The sequence below is a fragment of the Guyparkeria hydrothermalis genome (genome assembly GCF_023555385.1).
Taxonomy (GTDB): Bacteria; Pseudomonadota; Gammaproteobacteria; order Halothiobacillales; family Halothiobacillaceae; genus Guyparkeria; species Guyparkeria hydrothermalis_A.
Window position 1 is genome coordinate 1794507 of the sequence record NZ_JAJSED010000001.1, and the last position, 17218, is coordinate 1811724.

Consider the following 17218-nt stretch of genomic DNA (forward strand, 5'->3'; position numbering starts at 1 on the left):
CGACACACCCTCCCCACCGAGGCATATGGACATGCCCATCGCCAAGATTCACAGCCGGGCACTGCTCGGCATCGACGCGCCTGCCGTCACGGTCGAGGCCCATGTCGCGCCGGGCTTGCCGGCCTTCACCCTGGTCGGCCTGCCGGAAACCGCCGTGCGTGAGTCGCGTGACCGGGTCCGCGCCGCGATTCTCTCGTCGGGCTTCGAATTCCCACCGCGGCGACTGACTGTCAATCTCGCGCCCGCCGACCTGCCCAAGGAAAGCGCCCGCTTCGATCTCGCCATCGCCCTGGCCATCCTCGCTGCCACCGGTCAGCTGCCGGCAACGGCCACTGACCGATTGGCCCAGGTCGAATGCCTCGGCGAGCTGTCGCTCGACGGCGGCATCCGCCCCATCCGCGGCACACTCTCGGCGGCTCGCGCCGCACGTGATGCACGTCGGGAGCTGCTACTCCCCGCCGAGGGCCGGTCCGAAGCCGAGCTGATCCCGGATGTTGCCGGACGGGCGTTACACCACCTTGCCGAGGCCGTCGGCTATCTCGCCGGAGAGCGCGATCCCGAGCGCCTGCAGCATCGACCGACCAATCCGAGCGATCCCGCCATCGATGGCGATCTGGCCGACGTGCGCGGTCAGCCACGCGCCAAGCGGGCGCTGGCGATTGCCGCTGCCGGCGGCCACAACCTGCTTCTCATTGGTCCGCCCGGCGCGGGCAAGAGCATGCTGGCCCAGCGACTCGCCGGCATCCTGCCGCCGCTGACCGAGAACGAGTCCCTCGCGGTTGCGGAGGTGGCCGCGGTGACACCCGGCGGCTTCGACCCGCAACGTTTCGGCCGACGACCATTTCGCGCGCCACATCATTCCGCCTCGGCGGTGGCGCTGATCGGCGGGGGCTCGCAACCCGGCCCCGGCGAGATTTCGCTCGCCCATCACGGCACGCTGTTTCTCGACGAGTTGCCGGAGTTCGACCGGCGCGTGCTCGAGGCCCTGCGTGAACCAATGGAGGTCGGATCGGTGATGATCTCGCGGGCGGCCCGCCAGGCGACGTTTCCGGCCGACTTCCAACTGGTTGCGGCCATGAACCCGTCGCCGCAGGGCACCGAGATCCACTCGCGTGCCGCCCAACGTTACCGGGCCAAGGTCTCCGGTCCCTTGCTCGACCGGATCGACATCCATCTCGAGGTGCCGCGCGTGCCGGCGACTGATCTGGACCGCCCGTCGGAGCCGGGCGAGGACAGCGCCACCGTCCGCGAGCGGGTGATGCGAGCCCGACAACGCATGATCGAACGACAGGGGGTGGTGAACGCGAGGCTCGACGCCCGCGGGTTGGCCGAGCAGGTACCGCTGGAAACGACCGAGCGCGACATGCTCAACCGGGCGATCGAGAAACTGCAGCTGTCGGGACGGGCACGCGAGCGGATACTCAAGCTCGCGCGGAGCATCGCGGACTACGACGGACGAAACGGGATCGACGGCACGGTACTCGCCGAGGCGATCGGCTACCGCAATCTCGACCGGCTGTTCGCCAGCGGCTAGCGCAGGCGCGGTTTCACCCCGGTCGCCGGGCGGTGATGATCGCCCGGCGGGGCGCGGGCAATCCCTCGCGAGTGCGACTGAGATCCTCGGGATCGAGGAAGTCGGCCAGCGACTGGCGGTCACCGAACCAGTCGGTGCGATGCTGCTCCTCGGCGGTGGTCACGCTCACGTCGACCAGTTCGGGCGCGGTGAACCCCATGCGCCTGAGCCAGCCGATGACGGCGTCCGGACTGGGAAGGAACCAGACATTGCGCATGCCGGCATAACGGTCGGCCGGGGTGAGAATGGTAGTGGCATCGCCCTCGACCACCAGCGTCTCCAGCACCAGCTCGCCGCCAGGCCGCAGGCATGCCTTGAGCTCGCCGAGGTGCGTGAACGGGTCACGCCGATGGTAGAGCACCCCCATGGAGAAGACGGTGTCGAAGCGGGGGCGCTGCGGAAACTGCTCCAGGGTCGTCGGCACGATCCCGGCTCGCGTCTCGCCCAGCAGGTGCGCCACGGCGTGGAACTGGGCGACAAACACCCAGGTGGGGTCGACGCCCAGGGCGAAATCCGCGCCCGCGCCCAGCATGCGCCAGAGGTGGTAACCGTTGCCGCTGCCGATGTCGAGCACTCGGCGACCCTCCAGTGGCTGGATCTGGTCGACCAGCCGGTCCCATTTCAGGTCGGAACGCCACTCGGTATCAATATTGACCCCGAAGAGCTCGTAGGGGCCCTTGCGCCATGGGATCAGCTCCCGGAGCACGTCCTCCAAACCGGACAGCTCGCCGTCAGCACAGGCGGTGATCGCGGCACGGTCGAGGTGATTGGTCGCATCGAGGGGGCGTTCGGGCAGGCGCCCGACGGCGGCCAGCCAGCGCGACCAGTCGCCGTGATTGACCGAACCCCAGTCGAAGGTGCGCCATCCCTCCATCGGCATCCGCCGGGGGAGATGACCAAGTGCAGTACGTGTCTGGCGGGCGATCCGCTCGATCCCGAGCGTGACCAGCCGTTCGGTCATGGCATCCGTCATCAGCCGATCAGAAGCGGTAACCGAGACCGACCGCGAACAGGCTGGAGTTCTCGTCGTAGAAGCGGATGTCGGAGTCGCGCTCTGACCACGCACCGTAGGCATTGACCGACCAGTTCGACCAGCCGAACGGTTCGGCGTAGCGCACACCGGCGACCACGCCCTTGCGGTCGCCGTCCTGGTACTGGTCATAGATCGGCTGACGGGCATCGTAACGATCGACCCCGTAATAGCCGGTCATGGAGAACTGCCAGCGCTGGACCTCGAGCTGGGCGGTGAGTTGCGGGCGCAACAGCCAGCCACGGTTCGCGGCACCATCGGCATCCAAACGACGGTACTGCACGCCCGGCGTCAGGCTGAAGTTGTCGGTGATGGCCACCCGGTAATTGACGTCGAAGCGGTGCTCCTCTCCGTCTCGCGCCAGCTGGCTACGCTCGGCGGCGGACAGACCCAGCGCGGTCCCCGAACGTTCCTGGTCCACGTCCTTGCGGTAAAGGCGATAGTCCACCGACAGGCCTGTACCCAGCACACCTGCCAGACCGAGACGCAGGCCGCGGCGATCCAGATCAGTGGCTTCCCGCGGTGAGCCGACGACGAACGGATCGGACCAGACCTCGCTGTCGGTCGCCGTCATGGGGATAACCGCGGCGGTCAGCAGGCCAAGGTTGTCGACGAGGTAGCGCGCCCCCAGTTCGACCTGGATCTCGCCGTCGGCGAGGGCCGAACGAGGGGTGCCGGCATACAGCGACAGCCGCTTGGGTACCAGGGTGTAGTCGACATGCCCGAGCACGCCGCCGACCACGCGGGTCTCGCGGGACGACAGGCTGTAGAGGGAATCAATGCGCTTCTGGTCGCTGGAGACCGCGAGGTTCGACCTGCTCGAAAGGACACCGCCCAGCGGCATGATCTCGCCAGACACGCCGGTTTCATCGGCGATCGGGGAGGCATTCGCGGTCTGAATCCCGGCAAGCCCCAGAGAGACAAGGGCCGCCGCAACGCATTTGTCGAGCAGTTTCATCGGTTCCGTTCCTGTTGTTCGCTTGCCACGAGGGTCGCGACCGTCCGGCGCGGACGATCCAGCTTAGGTAATAAGTCAATTCCTGCCATGAGCGGTTCCCTCACGGCGTCAATTGATTGCTCTCGGGCGTTGTTTTTTTGCATCGCCGAGCCAGCCAGAGACAGAAGCCGTAGTGGCGCGACAGCATCACCACGTCGTCGAAGCCGGCCGCACGCAGGCGCGCCTCGTGGGTCTCGACCGTCTCGGTGTGCAGGACGTTCTCCAGCGCCTGGCGCTTGCCGGCAATTTCGAGTTCCGAATAGCCGTTGGCCCGCTTGAAGTCGTGGTGCAGCTCGGTCATCAGGGACTCGGCCCCGGCGTTCGCCTCATGCACCTTTTCCGCCAGCACCAGCACCCCGCCCGGAAGCAGCCCATCGTGGATACGGCCGATGACGGCGGCGCGGGCCTCGGGCGCCACGAACTGCAGCGTGTAGGCCAGCACGGCCATCGACGCCTGTCGCGGCTCGATCTCGGCCAGATCGGCACAGAGCAGTTCCGTCCGATAGGGGGACTGGAAGGCGGCCAGTTGTGTCTGGGCGCGTTCGATCATCGCCGGCGAGTTGTCCACGCCGATCAGCTCCACATCGGCCGGCGGCTCGGGCATAGCCGTGAGCGCCGAACGGATCGAGAGCGTCATCGCGCCGAGCGAACAGCCCAGATCGTAGACGCGGGTGTTGGACTGCACGTGCCGACGGGCGATCGCGGCCACCAGCTCCAGGTTGAAGCGATAGCCGGGCACGGAGCGCGAGATCATGTCCGGAAAGACTGCAGCGACCGCCGCATCGAAGCGAAAGGCGGCGGGCGGCTGCGGGTCGCGATAGAGATCATCGCGACCGCTGGAAGCGGGTGGCTGTTCTCGCGAATCCGACATGGCTGGCTCGAGGTTTCGGCGGGCGGGGAAGTCTACCGCGCCGTCATCGCCGAGAACAGTCTCCGCGGTGGTCGAGTCAGATCGGCCGCTCGGGGCGGAGGCCGCGAGCGGCCAGTTCCTCGTCCACGGCCTCCGGTGGGCCGCTGAAGACGATCCGGTCGCGCTTTTTGGCCAGCTGGTAGTCGTACATCGGGTCGTAGTAGTCGACCAGCATGACGCGAATCAGCTCACGCAGGCCTTGCAGGTCGTCACGGCCATACCAGGCGTCGAGGGCCTCCGCGGCCAGGCCGCGCACCTGGGCATGACGCGCGCCGCCGAGGCGCTTGGCCACCCGGTCGATGGCACCGAGGATATGCTCGCGCACACGCTCGGACGCCCCGATCGAGTCGGTGGCCAGCACGCGACGGTATCCCGCCTCGAGATCGATGATGTAGTCCTTGAGACTCTGCTCGACCCGTTCGTCGAGCGGACGCTCGATCACCACCAGCGGCGAGCTCGACATGCGCTCGAACAGGGTCGGCGGCACCTGGCGCGCACCGACCATCTTGCCCTCGTCCTCGACCAGGACCGGCTCGTCCGGTGCGCGGTGACGCAACCGCAACAGGTCGATGGCGACCTGGTTCTCGAAGGCGATCGGCGTGGGCTGCGGTTCGGGCTCCCGGCCAAAGGCCGATCCCTTGTGGCGGGCACGCCCCTCGAGGTCTAGGTGGCGCTCGAACCGGTGCAGAAACGGCGTCTTGCCGACACCGGTCCGGCCACCGAGCATAATCAGTGGCGCATCGACGGACTGGGTCGCCAGCGCATCGAGCAGAAAGCGCCGCATCGCTTTGTAGCCACCGGCGATGCGCGGATAGACGATGCCGGTTTCCTCGAACAGCATCCGCTGGGTGAGCCGCGAGCGCAGCCCGCCGCGAAAGCAATACAGCAGGCCCTCGGGGTGGGCCTGGGCAAACGACCGCCACTGCGCGACCCGCCGCGCCTTTTCCTCGGCATCGACCAGTTCGTAGCCGAGCGCGATCGCCGCATCCTGGCCGGCCTCCTTGTAACGAATGCCCACCTGGTGACGCTCCTCGTCGGTGAGCAGGGGTACGTTCTCGGCACTCGGGAAGGCGCCCTGATCAAATTCCACCGGGGCTCGCAGGTCCATCAACGGCCGGTCGTCCAGGAACACCGAGGCGATGTCGGTGTATACCGGCAGGTCCGAGCGGCCGGTCACGAAGACGAGCCCTCGTCGAACACCACCCGCGGGCCCTCGGCCTCGGCGACCATGGTGCCGATCGGCGCGGCATGCAGGCCGGCCTCGGCCAGCAGAGCGGCCACGTCGTCGGCCGCTTCCGGGCGCACGGCGACCAGCAGGCCACCGGAGGTCTGTGGGTCGCAGACCACGGCGCGGGCAAACGCGCTCATCTCGCCCAGGTCGCGGCCGTAGCTGGCGAAGTTGCGCCCGGTGCCTCCGGGCATTTGGCCGGCATTGATGTAGTCCGCCACCGACTCGATCAGCGGCAGGGCGCTCACGTCGATCGTCGCGTGCAGACGGCTGCCGCGGCACAGCTCCAGCAGGTGCCCGCCCAGGCCGAAACCGGTAACGTCGGTCATGGCAGTCACCGCCTCGATCGCCGCCAGATCACGGCCGATGCGGTTCAGACGCATCATGCTCTCGGGGGCGAGCTCGGCATGCTCGGCGCGGAGCACGTCGTTCTTCTGCGCGGTGCTCAGCACGCCCACGCCCAGCGGCTTGGTCAGGAACAGTCGGTCGCCGGCGCGTGCCGTGTCGTTGCGCTTGAGCCGATCGAGCTCCACTCGACCGGTGACGGCGAGGCCGAAGATCGGCTCCGGTGCATCGATCGAATGGCCACCAGCCAGCGTGATGCCGGCATCCAGGCAGGCGCTGCGCCCGCCGTCGATCACGGCGGCGGCCACGTCGGGGCCGAGCTTGTCGATCGGCCAGCCGAGAATCGCGATGGCCAGCATCGGCTGGCCGCCCATGGCATAGACATCGCTGATCGCGTTGGTCGCGGCGATCCGGCCGAAGGTGAACGGGTCGTCGACGATCGGCATGAAGAAGTCGGTGGTCGAGATCACCGCGCTGCCGTCGCCGAGATCGTAGACCGCGGCATCGTCGCGCGAATCGTTGCCAACGATCAGGCGGGCATCCGGACGCGTCGGGGTGAGCGTGGACGCCAGCATGTCGTCGAGCAGTGCCGGCGATATCTTGCAGCCACAACCGGCGCCATGGCTGTACTGGGTGAGTCGGACGGAGGATGAGTCGGTCATGTCTGGTTTTCCGCTAAGAATCGGACGATCGGCACCGCGGCGCGTGCCGGGTCACGGGACAAATCAGGGCAGTCGCGGTTCGGGCAGCGCCTCGAAGGCCGGCTTGGCGAACCAGTACCCCTGGAACAGCGTGATGCCGAATTCGCGCAGGGTTTCGTACTCGGCCCGTGTCTCGACACCCTCGGCCACCAGCGTGATACCCATTTCTTCGCACATCAGCGCAGTCGAACGGATCACCGCCTGGCGGCCCGGGTGCGAGTCGACGCCGCGCACGAGATTGAGATCGATCTTGACCAGGTCCGGTTCGAGTTCGATCAGGTGGTTCAACCCGGCAAATCCTTCGCCGTAGTCGTCGATCGCACACTTCAGGCCGCGTTCGTGGTACTCGTCGAAAATAGCCCGCAGGTGGTTGCGATCGGAAATCTGTTCGGCTTCGGTGACCTCGAAGATCAGCTTGCTCGGATCAATGCCGTAAATGTCGGCCGCCTCCATCGTCGCGCGTATGCACGCCGCGGGCCGGTAGACCGCGTTGGGCATGAAGTTGATGCTCAGATGGCTTTCGATGCCGAGACGAGACGCCAATCGGATCGCGGTCACCCGGGCGGCCTGATCGAAATAGTACCGGTTGCCGTCATTGACCTTGGACAACACGGACCCCGCCGGCTCTCCATCGGGACCGCGCACCAAGGCCTCGTAGGCGTACACCGAGCCTCGGGCGACATCGACGATCGGCTGGAACGCCATCGAGAAGCGGAAACCGAGCCGATCACGGGCCTCCCTGAGACAGTTGCCACAGGCGACCTGACGCACCCCATCAGGAAAGAGCTCGAGGTCGTTCAGCTCGGTTTGCTGCTGCATCTGGCCTCCCGGCACGGGCGTGATATCGACCGGCGGGCCGTCTCCCCCGGGGGGCTCAGTCTAGCAAAAAAGCCCCTGCAGGCCGGTGCGACACATGAGGTAATCATCCATGACGAAGCCGAGCCCGATGGGAAGGCAATCCGTGGCAGTGATCGCAAAACCGGCCCGACGATAGGCACGAATCGCCGCGCGGTTGTGACGGTTGACGCGCAGCGAGGCGATATCTCGTCCGGTCGCGGCGATCTGCCGGCAGGTCGCCTCGATCAACCAGCGACCCAGACCGCAACCGTGCAGTGACGGCAGGAGATAAAGCTTGTCGATGAAGCCGCGGCCCGTCTCGGGCCGCCAGGCGGCGAACCCGATCGGAACAGGACCGAGCCGGTAGAGCAGAAAACGCGTGCCGGCACGTCGGTCGGCGCGCAGGGCCGAAAGCGCGTAACCTCGCCCGAGCATGTAGTGCACCTGCGCCGCCCCGATGATGGGCGGGTATACCTGCCACCAGACACGTTCGGCCAGTGCGGCGATCACGGGGAGTTCACTCTCGTCGACCGGGTCCAGCGACAGCCACCCGTTGCCATGCCGAGGGGCCGGCAGCCAGGCCGACCCGGTCGTGGTGCCGTCGGCCATCATGCCCGCGCCGAGAGCACCATCTGCTGCAGCGTGTCGTAACCGCGCCGATGGACGAAACGGTTTATCACGTCGATGGCCGGTCGAAAGCGCGCCTCGCCATCACCGCGGGCGTTGCGCTCGGCCTCGCGCATTTCGCGGAACAGCGTTTCCCATTCCGGCACCAGTTCGGCGCGCGGCAGGAAACGGGCCGAGGTGTAGCCGGTGATCTCGCCGTTCTTTCGGATCGGCGCGACCCGGGTGAGGACCCAGTAGTGATCGCCGCTCTTGCAACGATTCTTGACGATGCCGAAAAATTCCTCGCCCTCGCCAATGGCCTTCCACATCAGGTAGTAGACCGTGTCGGGCATGTCCGGGTGACGGAGGATGTTGTGTGGCTGACCGATCAGCTCCTCGACCGAGAAGCCGGAAATCTCCGCCAGCGACCGACTCGCCTGAGTAATGATTCCCTTGCAGTCGGTCTTCGACTGCAAGGCGCGATGACTGCCCAGGCCAACCACCCGGCCGGTCACCTGCGATATGTCGACAGGTGGCTGATATTCCATCGACAACATATCGACGCTCCTCCCCCGATGAAAAATCGATGGGGTATTACACCCTCGGCCCCCATCGCCTTCAACCGAGTATGGAGCTAGGAATAGCTCAGGTCACTTGCCGATGCAGAAACTACCGAAGATTTCGCCGAGCAGGTCGTCGGCGGTGTACCGGCCGGTGATCGCCTCCATCGCGGTCTGGGCGCGTCGCAGCGACTCGGCAGCGAGCTCGCCGGCGCCGAGGGCGAGCGAGTCGGCCGCCTCGGCGAGGCTCATCTGCGCCGCTTCGAGTGCCTCGAGATGCCGGCGGCGAGCGATGAACGGATCCTCGGCGCGGTCGGACACGCCGGCCAAGTGGCGCAACTCGTGTCGCAGCACATCGATGCCTGCACCGGTGCGGGCACTCAAACGCAGGGTGGCGTCCTCGACCTGCTCGGAAGCGGGTTGCCCCGTTAGATCGACCTTGTTGATCACCGTAAGCAGCGGCTTGTCCGGCAGGCGCGACAGCGTCGCTTCGTCCTCGGCCGAGCGACCACGCGCACCGTCGATCAGCAGCAGGATCAGGTCCGCCCGCTCGACTTCCTCCCAGGCGCGGCGAATGCCCTCCTGCTCGATCGGGTCGCTGCTCTCCCGCAGGCCCGCGGTGTCGATCACGTGGATGGGCAGGCCGTCGAGCATGATCTCGGCACGCAGGACGTCCCGGGTGGTGCCGGCGATTTCGGTCACGATGGCGCGCGACTCGCCGGCCAGCTGGTTGAGGAGGCTCGACTTGCCCGCATTGGGCTGGCCGACAATCACCAACTGCAGACCCTCGCGCAGGCGCACGCCCTCGCCGGTACGACTCAGGAGATCGGCCAGCTCCTCCCGCAGGTTCGCAAGCTGGTCGCGCAGGCGGGTGTCGGAGAGGAAGTCGATCTCCTCCTCGGGGAAATCGAGCGCCGCCTCGATGTACATGCGCAGATGGATCAGGTGCTCGACGAAGGCATCGACCCGCTGCGAGAACACGCCCGTCAGGGAGCGACGGGCCGCGGTGGCTGCCTGGGTGGAGCCGGCCTCGATCAGGTCGGCGACCGCCTCGGCCTGGGCGAGGTCCATGCGGCCGTTGAGAAAGGCGCGCTCGGTGAATTCGCCCGGTCGCGCCATGCGCGCCCCGCTACCGATCATTTCCTCGACCGCCGCGTCCAGCAGCACCGGATTGCCGTGCCCCTGCCACTCGACCACGTCCTCGCCAGTGTAGGAATGCGGCCCAGGGAAGTACAGCACGATGCCGTCGTCGAGCACTTCCCCGTCAGCGCGACGCTTGAGCGTGACGTAGTGCGCGTGCCGGGAGCGGGGGGCGGTGCCAGTCAGCCGCTCGATGATCGAGCACGCTTCGGGTCCTGACAGCCGCACCACGCCCACACCGGCCCGACCGGTGGCGGTAGCCACCGCGCAGATCGTGTCGACGGCAGGCTCGGTCATCAGGCGATTCGTCTCGCAGCGATCAGGAGTGGTGATGTTTCACGGGAAACATCAGCCTGCTCAGGACGACTTCTTCGCGGCCATCTGCTTCTCAACCCGGCGGGTAATGATCGCCTGCTGGACGATCGAGAGCAGGTTGTTGACGAACCAGTACAGCACCAGGCCGGCCGGGAAGAAGGCGAAGAAGACCGTGAACACCACCGGCAGCCACTGGAAGATCTTCTTCTGCATCGGATCGACCGGTGCCGGGTTCAGCTTCTGCTGCAGGAACATCGATGCGCCCATCAGCAGCGGCAGGATGAAGTAGGGGTCCTTCTGGGTGAGATCGTTGATCCACAGGATCCACGGCGCCTGGCGCAGCTCGACCGACTCGACCAGCACCCAGTACAGGGCGATGAAGACCGGGATCTGGATCAGGATCGGCAGGCAGCCGCCGAGCGGATTGATCTTCTCCTTCTGGTAGAGCTTCATCATCTCCTGCGACAGACGCTGCTTGTCGTCGCCGAAGCGCTCTTTGAGGGCCTGCATCTTCGGCGTGACCGCGCGCATCCGCGCCATCGAGCGGTAGCTGACCGCCGACGGCCACAGGAACAGGAGCTTGATCACCAGGGTCACGAGCACGATCGCCCAGCCCCAGTTTCCGACCCAGTCATGGAACAGCTGCAGCAGCCAAAAGATCGGCTCCGAGATGACGGTCAGCATGCCGAAGTCGACCGTCAGCTCCAGGCCCTGGGCCAGCGGCGCCAGGTTCGACTGGATCTTCGGTCCGACGTAGAGGATCGATTCGAGCGTCTCGCTCGACTGCGGCGCGACCGCGGTCACCGGCGACATCAGACCCAGGCTGTAGACGGTGAAGCCGTCGTTGCGGCTCTGCAGCGTGTAGTACTGATTGACCTGTTCGGCGTTGGTCGGAATCCAGGCGCTCAGGAAGTAGTGCTGGATGATCGCCGCCCAGCCGTTTTCCAGGTCCTTCTGCAGCTTGAGCTTGCCCATCTCGTCGAGATCGATCTTCTCGTAGCTGATGCGGTCGCCACCCCCGGCCGGCGTGCCCGCGTAGACACCCCCCGTATAGGTGTACATCAGCTGCATGCCCTGCGAGGACGGCGAGCGGGTCAGCTGACGGTACTGCTGGCCGCGCCACTCCGCCTGGGTGGTGTTCTCGACCTTGTAACGCAGGTCGATGGTGTAGGAGCCGCGCTTGAACAGGTAGGTCTTGGTGACCTTGATGCCGTCCTGCTCCCAGGTCATCGGTACCTCGAGCACCGACTCGCCGTCATCAAGCCGATAGACCGGCTTTTCCACCTGGAACGGGGCGTGGTGATCCGGCGCCGGGGCGTTCTTTGCCCCGATCAGGCCCGACTGGGCAATGTAGGTAAAGCCACTGCGATCCTGAAGCAGCCGCACCGGCTCGTCCGGCTGGTCGAGGGTTACCGGGTACTCGAGCAGATCGGCTTCCCGGATCACGCCGCCATTGGGGTCGATGGCCAGAGAGAGCACGTCGGTCTCGACCTGGATCAGGTCGCTCGAAGCGCTGGCCGCCGACCGATCCGCCGAGCCGGACGCGGGGACATCAGCCTTGTCCGAGCCCACTGATGGTCCGCCGGCGGCCGGCCTATCAGTGGCCGGCTGGTCGACGCCCGCCTGTGTTGTCTGGGCGGTGGGGCCACCGTCGACCGGCTGCTGGTTGTCCTCCAGCCAGGCCTGCCAGAGCAGGATCAGGACGAAACCCAAGGCGATGATCAGGATCAGGCGACGTTGTTCCATGGGAGTCTTTCAGTCTCGCGGTTGGACGGCTTGTTGCCCGTGACGGGCATCGGCTGGCGCATCGGCGACGTGGTCGGAATCGCAACACCCGGTCGACCGGGATGGGGAATCCGGCACCGGATCGACACCACCGGCACAGAATGGATGGCAGCGCCCGAGGCGGCGCAGCGTCAGCCAGCCTCCTCGTAGCGCGCCGTGTTTCGAGAGCGCCTCGACAGCATACTCGGAACAGCTGGGATAGAAGCGGCAGGATGGTGGCAGAACCGGGCTGATCAGCAACCGATAGCCCTTGACCAGAAAGATCAGGACGCGGCGCATTTCCGGCTCGCCTTTTTCAGGGCCTGGCGCATCTGGCGATGCAGATCGGGCAGGGAAAGGTCGTCCACGCCCGGTTTGGCCAGCACCACGATGTCCATGCCGGGCAGCTCGGCGCGTGCGAGTCGGAATTCCTCGCGAGCGATGCGCTTGACCCGGTTTCGCTCGTGCGCCAGACGGACCCGCTTGCGACTGACGGCCAGTCCCAGCCGGGGCTCGCCGTCAGGATTGCAGTGCAGGGCCAACATCAGGTTCGCGGTGTGCACGCGGTCGCGGCCTCGCATGACCCGCTGATAGTCCCTGCCCGTTAGCAGGCGCGCCGCACGCGGAAACCGGCCGCCCACAGGGGCGACCGGTTCGGCATGTTCGGCCCGGGCATGACGGGCCTCGGGCGACGCGTCAATCATGCGCCTCAGGCAGACAGGCGCTTGCGACCCTTGGCGCGGCGCGCGTTGATGATGGCGCGGCCGCCACGGGTCTTCATGCGGGCACGGAAACCGTGGGTACGCTTGCGACGCAGGTTGCTCGGCTGAAAGGTTCTTTTCATGACGACGTCCCAGTGTTGATTCAGGTGTTAGTGCGCGAATCGGCCGTTTATCGGCCCGAAGCGGTCGACTCGGTCAACCGTATCCGCTTGAAAAAGGGGCCGAATACTCTGACGGACCAGGGGGTTTTGTCAAGGCCCGCGTCGATTTCCGGCTCGTGATACCGCCCGACGCCCCTGTCGGAGCATCCCTGACAGGTCGAAAAGCATCCCCAATCGGTCGCATCACGGCTCGGGAGCATCTTGTGGATAAGATGTCGATCGGCGGGTGCTGATGTTATCATGGCTCCCCTGTCCCAGCCGCCCGGAACCAGTGGAGAACGACCGTCGCCATGCAGCATTTCCCGATGTGGCAGCAATGCATTGATCGCCTGGCCCAGGAACTGCCGAACGATCAGCTGACCATGTGGATATTTCCGTTGCAGGCCGAACAGGCCAGCGACAGTCAGTGGCTGCTGTGGGCGCCCAACCGGTTTGCGGTCGACTGGATCGAGCAGAAGCTGCTGGAACGGATTCGACTGCATGCCCGCGAGATATCCGGGCAGCCCGAACTCGACGTGTCATTGCGCATCGGCGAAGCCGGTCGGCCCAAGGCGTCCCCGGCGCCGCGTAAATCCGAGCCCCCCAAGCCCCAACCGCAAGCGACCGTTCCCGAACCACCTCAAGCCGAACCGGTGGAGCCGGGCGACAACAACGAGGAAGGCTTCTCCCACAACCTCAACCGCGGTTTCACCTTCGAGACCTTCGTCCAGGGCAAGTCCAACCAGCTGGCCTGCGCAGCGTCCCAGCAGGTCGCGGCGAATGCCGGCGCCAGTTACAACCCGCTGCTCATCTATGGCGGCGTTGGCCTGGGCAAGACCCACCTGATGCATGCGGTCGGCAACCAGATCATCGACCAGCAGGCCGACAAGCGAGTGATCTACCTGCACAGCGAACGCTACGTGCAGGAGATGATCACCGCCATCCGCAACAACAACACCGAACAGTTCAAGAACTTCTACCGTGGCATCGACGCGCTGCTGATCGACGACATCCAGTTCTTCGCCACCAAGCCGCGCAGCCAGGAGGAGTTCTTCCACACCTTCAACGCGCTGATCGAGCAGGGCAAGCAGATCGTGATGACCTGCGACCGCTACCCGAAGGAGATCGAGGGGCTCGAGGAGCGTCTCAAGTCACGTTTCGGCTGGGGTCTGACGGTGGCAGTCGAACCGCCGGACATGGAAACCCGCGTGGCCATCCTGCACAGCAAGGCCGAGCAGTCGGGCATCGATCTCGACTCTGATGTCGCCTTCTTCATCGCCCGACGTATCCAGGCGAACATCCGCGAGCTCGAGGGTGCGCTGCGACGCGTGATCGTAACCACGCAGTTCTCCAAGCGACCGATCACGATCGAGTCGACCAAGGACGCGCTCAAGGACATGATCTCGGCGCATGCCAAGATGATCACGCTCGACAACATCCAGCGCACGGTCGCCAAGTACTACAACGTGAAGATCCAGGATCTCACCGGCTCGCGCCGCACCCGCTCGATCGCCCGACCACGGCAGGTTGCCATGGCGCTGGCCAAGGAGCTGACCAGCCACTCCCTGCCGGAGATCGGCGAATCGTTCGGCGGACGCGACCACACCACTGTGCTGCATGCGGTGCGCAAGATCGAGGAACTGCGCGAGTCAGACAGCAAGATCAGCGACGACTACAACCTGCTCCGGCACACGCTCAACGTGTGAGGCGGCGAGACTGGGGACAAACAGGGAACCGTTGCAGGACAGAGGCTGGGAAAACTGTGGATGAAACGACGGATATCGAGTTTTCCACAAACGGTCCCAATCCATACACAACCCGTCCCATGCTGTTCCGGAAATCTGTTAAGCAGCAAAACCGTCTGATACAAATGGATTTTTTGCACTTATCCAAAGGAAAACCGCTGCTTCACATTCATCATCATCAACAGAACAAAAACATCTGTTACTGATTTAGAGGAATCGCCTGTCATGCAATTGACCGTCAACCGACCCGACCTGCTGGACGCTATCAACCGGGTGATCGGTGGGGTGGAAAAGCGCCAAACCATGCCGATCCTGGGCAACCTCCTGATCGAGGTGGATGCCGATCGGCTTAAGCTCACCGCCACCGATCTCGAAATCCAGCTGGAAAGCGAAAGCCCGGCCCAAGTCAGCCAACCCGGCCGTACCACGGTCAATGCGCGCAAGCTGCACGACATCGTTCGCGCCATCCCGGCCGAATCGCAGATCGGACTGCGTCAGGAAGAAGGCTTCGTCATCGTCCAGGCGGGCCAGAGTGTTTTCCGCCTCGCCTGCCTCGCCGCCGACGAATTCCCGCGCATGGAAGGCACCACCGAAGAACACCGACTCGTACTGCCGCAGGATCGCCTTCGGGGACTGCTGGAAAAGACCCAGTTCTCCATGGCCCAGCAGGACGTGCGCTACTTCCTCAACGGCTTGCTGTTCGAGGTCAGCCCCGAACGGATCCGTTGCGTGGCCACCGACGGACACCGTCTCGCCCTTGCCGAAACCGATACCGAACAGGCCGTCGGTGACACGCTACGCATCATCGTGCCGCGCAAGATGGTCATGGAGCTGATGCGCGCACTCGACCGGGACGACGAGAGCGCTGTCGAGCTAATGGTCAGTACCCAGCAGATCGAACTGAAACTCGCCCACCAGCGCATGGTGAGCAAGCTGATCGACGGGCGTTTCCCCGACTACGATCGCGTCATCCCGAAGAACAACAGCAAGCAGGTTCACGTCGACCGCGAGACCCTCAAGCAGGTACTTCAGCGGGCTGCGGTGCTCAACACCGACCGCTTCGCCGGTGCGCACTACCATCTGCAGGCCGACCGGCTGGCGATCGAGGCGATCAACAGCGACCAGGAAACCTCTCGCGAGGAAATTCCGGTCCACTACCAGGGCGACGATCTCAAGATCGCCTTCAATATCAGCTACATGCTGGCAATCCTCTCCCACTTGGACGACATGCAGGTCCGCATGGACTTCGAAACGCCGGAATCCAGCGCCCTGATCCAGCCGACCGACGAGGAAGCCGTTCGGACCCGTTACGTCCTGATGCCGATGAAGATTTAAGCGGTTCGATGTGACCCGACTGGTGCAATTGCACGTGGAGCGGTTTCGCAACCTCGAGCCGCTCGATCTCGAACCCGCATCCGGCATCAATCTGATCAGCGGGGCCAACGGCGCGGGCAAGACCAGCCTCCTGGAGGCGATCCATACGCTCAGCCTCGGCCGCTCGTTTCGAGGCAACAATCCCGCGGAGCTGATCCGGCACGGCGAGAACGACTTCCTGTTGCGAACCGAGGTCGGCGGGCAATCGTCTACGGGAACCCACCGGCTGGCGCTGCAGCGCGATCGGCGCAGCATGACCTTGCGCGTCGACCAGGAGAATGTCGCCCGACTCAGTGAACTCGCCCGGCTGCTGCCGGTACTCGCTCTCCACCCGCAGTCGGACGATCTCGTGCTGGGTTCGCCCGAATACCGGCGACGGTTTCTCGACCGGGTGGGGTTCTATGCCCGTCCCGACTTCCATTCCGTCCACCGCGATTTCCAGCGGGCGCTCAAGCAGCGCAATGCGCTGCTGCGTCGCGGTCGGAACGAACCCGCCTGGGATCAGCTCTACCTGGAGACTGCCGGTGAGCTGGAGGCGGCCCGACGCGCGGTTCTCGCTGAACTGGAAGCACGCGTCGACGGTCTCATCGACCGAATGCTGCCGGGCAGCCGGCTGACGTTGCGTTACCTGCCCGGCTACCGTCAGGACCTCGATCTCGTCGAGGCACTGCGTCAGGGCGTCGATCGCGAGCGTGACCAGCAGGCCAGCCTGTTCGGTCCGCACCGCGCCGATCTGCGCATTGCGCTTGATGACCACGATGCGCGCCAGGTCGCCTCACGCGGCCAGATCAAGATGCTGGTCGTGCTGCTGCACCTGGCCGTCCTCGATCTGTGGACGAGCGTGCGTGGCGAACCGGCGGTGGTGCTGTTCGACGATCTCGCCTCGGAGCTGGACGCCGGCAATCGCCGGCGCGTGCTCGACTACCTCGGCGAGAGTGGTCACCAGGTGTTCGTCAGCGTCATCGCCCCGGATGCGATCGACGGCGAGGGCGACATCCAGGCCCGATTCATGGTCGACGGCGGGCAGGTAACGACGCTCTGAGCGGACCGCAGCCGCGCCCGGATCGGGGCCGGTCAGTCGAACAGAGGTTCGGCGTGGAAAATGGTATGATCACAAGGTTTAGAAATACCGTCGGAGTGACGGGAAGAAAACGGCCGTCGGCCGCACTTCCCCGAACGGCCGTACCGGCGTCCCGCCGGATCGCCTCGACAGGAAGGGACACGACTTAGC

General features: G+C 65.4%; 17 protein-coding genes. 4 read left to right on the forward strand and 13 right to left on the reverse strand.

Annotated elements, in window-relative coordinates; all coding sequences use genetic code 11:
- The first annotated feature begins 31 nt into the window (after positions 1–31).
- Positions 32–1534, forward strand: coding sequence for a YifB family Mg chelatase-like AAA ATPase (locus LV476_RS08375; protein WP_250075195.1), 1503 nt, complete (start codon positions 32–34; stop codon positions 1532–1534).
- Positions 1535–1547: 13 nt separating this feature from the next.
- On the opposite strand, the gene cmoB is transcribed toward LV476_RS08375, so the two are convergent.
- The 13 genes from cmoB to rpmH all read right to left on the reverse strand — a co-directional run bounded on the left by cmoB (position 1548) and on the right by rpmH (position 12850).
- Positions 1548–2534, reverse strand: a complete 987-nt coding sequence (gene cmoB / locus LV476_RS08380) for a tRNA 5-methoxyuridine(34)/uridine 5-oxyacetic acid(34) synthase CmoB (RefSeq protein ID WP_250075196.1) — start codon at positions 2532–2534, stop codon at positions 1548–1550.
- Positions 2535–2553: 19 nt separating this feature from the next.
- Positions 2554–3561, reverse strand: coding sequence for a DUF2860 family protein (locus LV476_RS08385; protein WP_250075199.1), 1008 nt, complete (start codon positions 3559–3561; stop codon positions 2554–2556).
- A gap of 100 nt (positions 3562–3661) precedes the next feature.
- Positions 3662–4471, reverse strand: a complete 810-nt coding sequence (gene cmoA, locus LV476_RS08390; protein ID WP_250075201.1) for a carboxy-S-adenosyl-L-methionine synthase CmoA — start codon at positions 4469–4471, stop codon at positions 3662–3664.
- 76 nt (positions 4472–4547) lie between these two features.
- Positions 4548–5687: a tRNA 2-selenouridine(34) synthase MnmH gene (gene mnmH, locus LV476_RS08395; protein WP_250075203.1), complete on the reverse strand. Its 1140-nt coding sequence runs from the start codon at positions 5685–5687 to the stop codon at positions 4548–4550.
- Complete coding sequence (gene selD / locus LV476_RS08400; protein ID WP_250075206.1) at positions 5684–6745, reverse strand: selenide, water dikinase SelD; 1062 nt, start codon at positions 6743–6745, stop codon at positions 5684–5686. The genes mnmH and selD overlap by 4 nt, the downstream gene beginning before the upstream one ends.
- Positions 6746–6808: 63 nt before the next feature.
- Positions 6809–7603 carry an EAL domain-containing protein gene (locus LV476_RS08405; RefSeq protein ID WP_250075207.1) on the reverse strand — a complete coding sequence of 265 codons (795 nt, stop codon included), beginning with the start codon at positions 7601–7603 and terminating at the stop codon, positions 6809–6811.
- 60 nt (positions 7604–7663) lie between these two features.
- A complete protein-coding gene (locus tag LV476_RS08410) occupies positions 7664–8233 on the reverse strand; it encodes a GNAT family N-acetyltransferase (RefSeq protein WP_250075210.1) in 570 nt (189 codons plus the stop codon).
- Positions 8230–8784: a PAS domain-containing protein gene (locus LV476_RS08415; protein WP_250075212.1), complete on the reverse strand. Its 555-nt coding sequence runs from the start codon at positions 8782–8784 to the stop codon at positions 8230–8232. Before LV476_RS08415 ends, LV476_RS08410 begins: the two co-directional genes overlap by 4 nt.
- Positions 8785–8877: 93 nt before the next feature.
- Complete coding sequence (gene mnmE, locus LV476_RS08420) at positions 8878–10224, reverse strand: tRNA uridine-5-carboxymethylaminomethyl(34) synthesis GTPase MnmE (RefSeq protein ID WP_250075214.1); 1347 nt, start codon at positions 10222–10224, stop codon at positions 8878–8880.
- Positions 10225–10284: 60 nt separating this feature from the next.
- Entirely contained in the window at positions 10285–11988 is a 1704-nt protein-coding gene (gene yidC / locus LV476_RS08425) for a membrane protein insertase YidC (RefSeq protein WP_250075216.1), read from the reverse strand.
- Positions 11989–11997: 9 nt separating this feature from the next.
- A complete protein-coding gene (gene yidD / locus LV476_RS08430) occupies positions 11998–12306 on the reverse strand; it encodes a membrane protein insertion efficiency factor YidD (protein ID WP_434062820.1) in 309 nt (102 codons plus the stop codon).
- Positions 12291–12710 carry a ribonuclease P protein component gene (gene rnpA / locus LV476_RS08435; RefSeq protein ID WP_250075218.1) on the reverse strand — a complete coding sequence of 140 codons (420 nt, stop codon included), beginning with the start codon at positions 12708–12710 and terminating at the stop codon, positions 12291–12293. The genes yidD and rnpA overlap by 16 nt, the downstream gene beginning before the upstream one ends.
- Before the next feature lie 5 nt (positions 12711–12715).
- On the reverse strand, positions 12716–12850 hold the full coding sequence (gene rpmH, locus LV476_RS08440; RefSeq protein WP_058574926.1) for a 50S ribosomal protein L34: 135 nt from the start codon (positions 12848–12850) through the stop codon (positions 12716–12718).
- A 329-nt stretch (positions 12851–13179) separates the two neighbouring features.
- Between rpmH and dnaA the strand changes: the two genes are divergently transcribed.
- The 3 genes from dnaA (at position 13180) to recF (ending at position 17029) form a co-directional block, all read left to right on the forward strand.
- A complete protein-coding gene (gene dnaA / locus LV476_RS08445; RefSeq protein ID WP_250075220.1) occupies positions 13180–14574 on the forward strand; it encodes a chromosomal replication initiator protein DnaA in 1395 nt (464 codons plus the stop codon).
- A 264-nt stretch (positions 14575–14838) separates the two neighbouring features.
- Positions 14839–15948 carry a DNA polymerase III subunit beta gene (gene dnaN, locus LV476_RS08450; protein ID WP_250075223.1) on the forward strand — a complete coding sequence of 370 codons (1110 nt, stop codon included), beginning with the start codon at positions 14839–14841 and terminating at the stop codon, positions 15946–15948.
- A 22-nt stretch (positions 15949–15970) separates the two neighbouring features.
- The gene (gene recF / locus LV476_RS08455) at positions 15971–17029 is read left to right on the forward strand and encodes a DNA replication/repair protein RecF (RefSeq protein WP_250075226.1); all 1059 of its coding nucleotides are present in this window, start codon (positions 15971–15973) and stop codon (positions 17027–17029) included.
- Positions 17030–17218 lie beyond the last annotated feature (189 nt).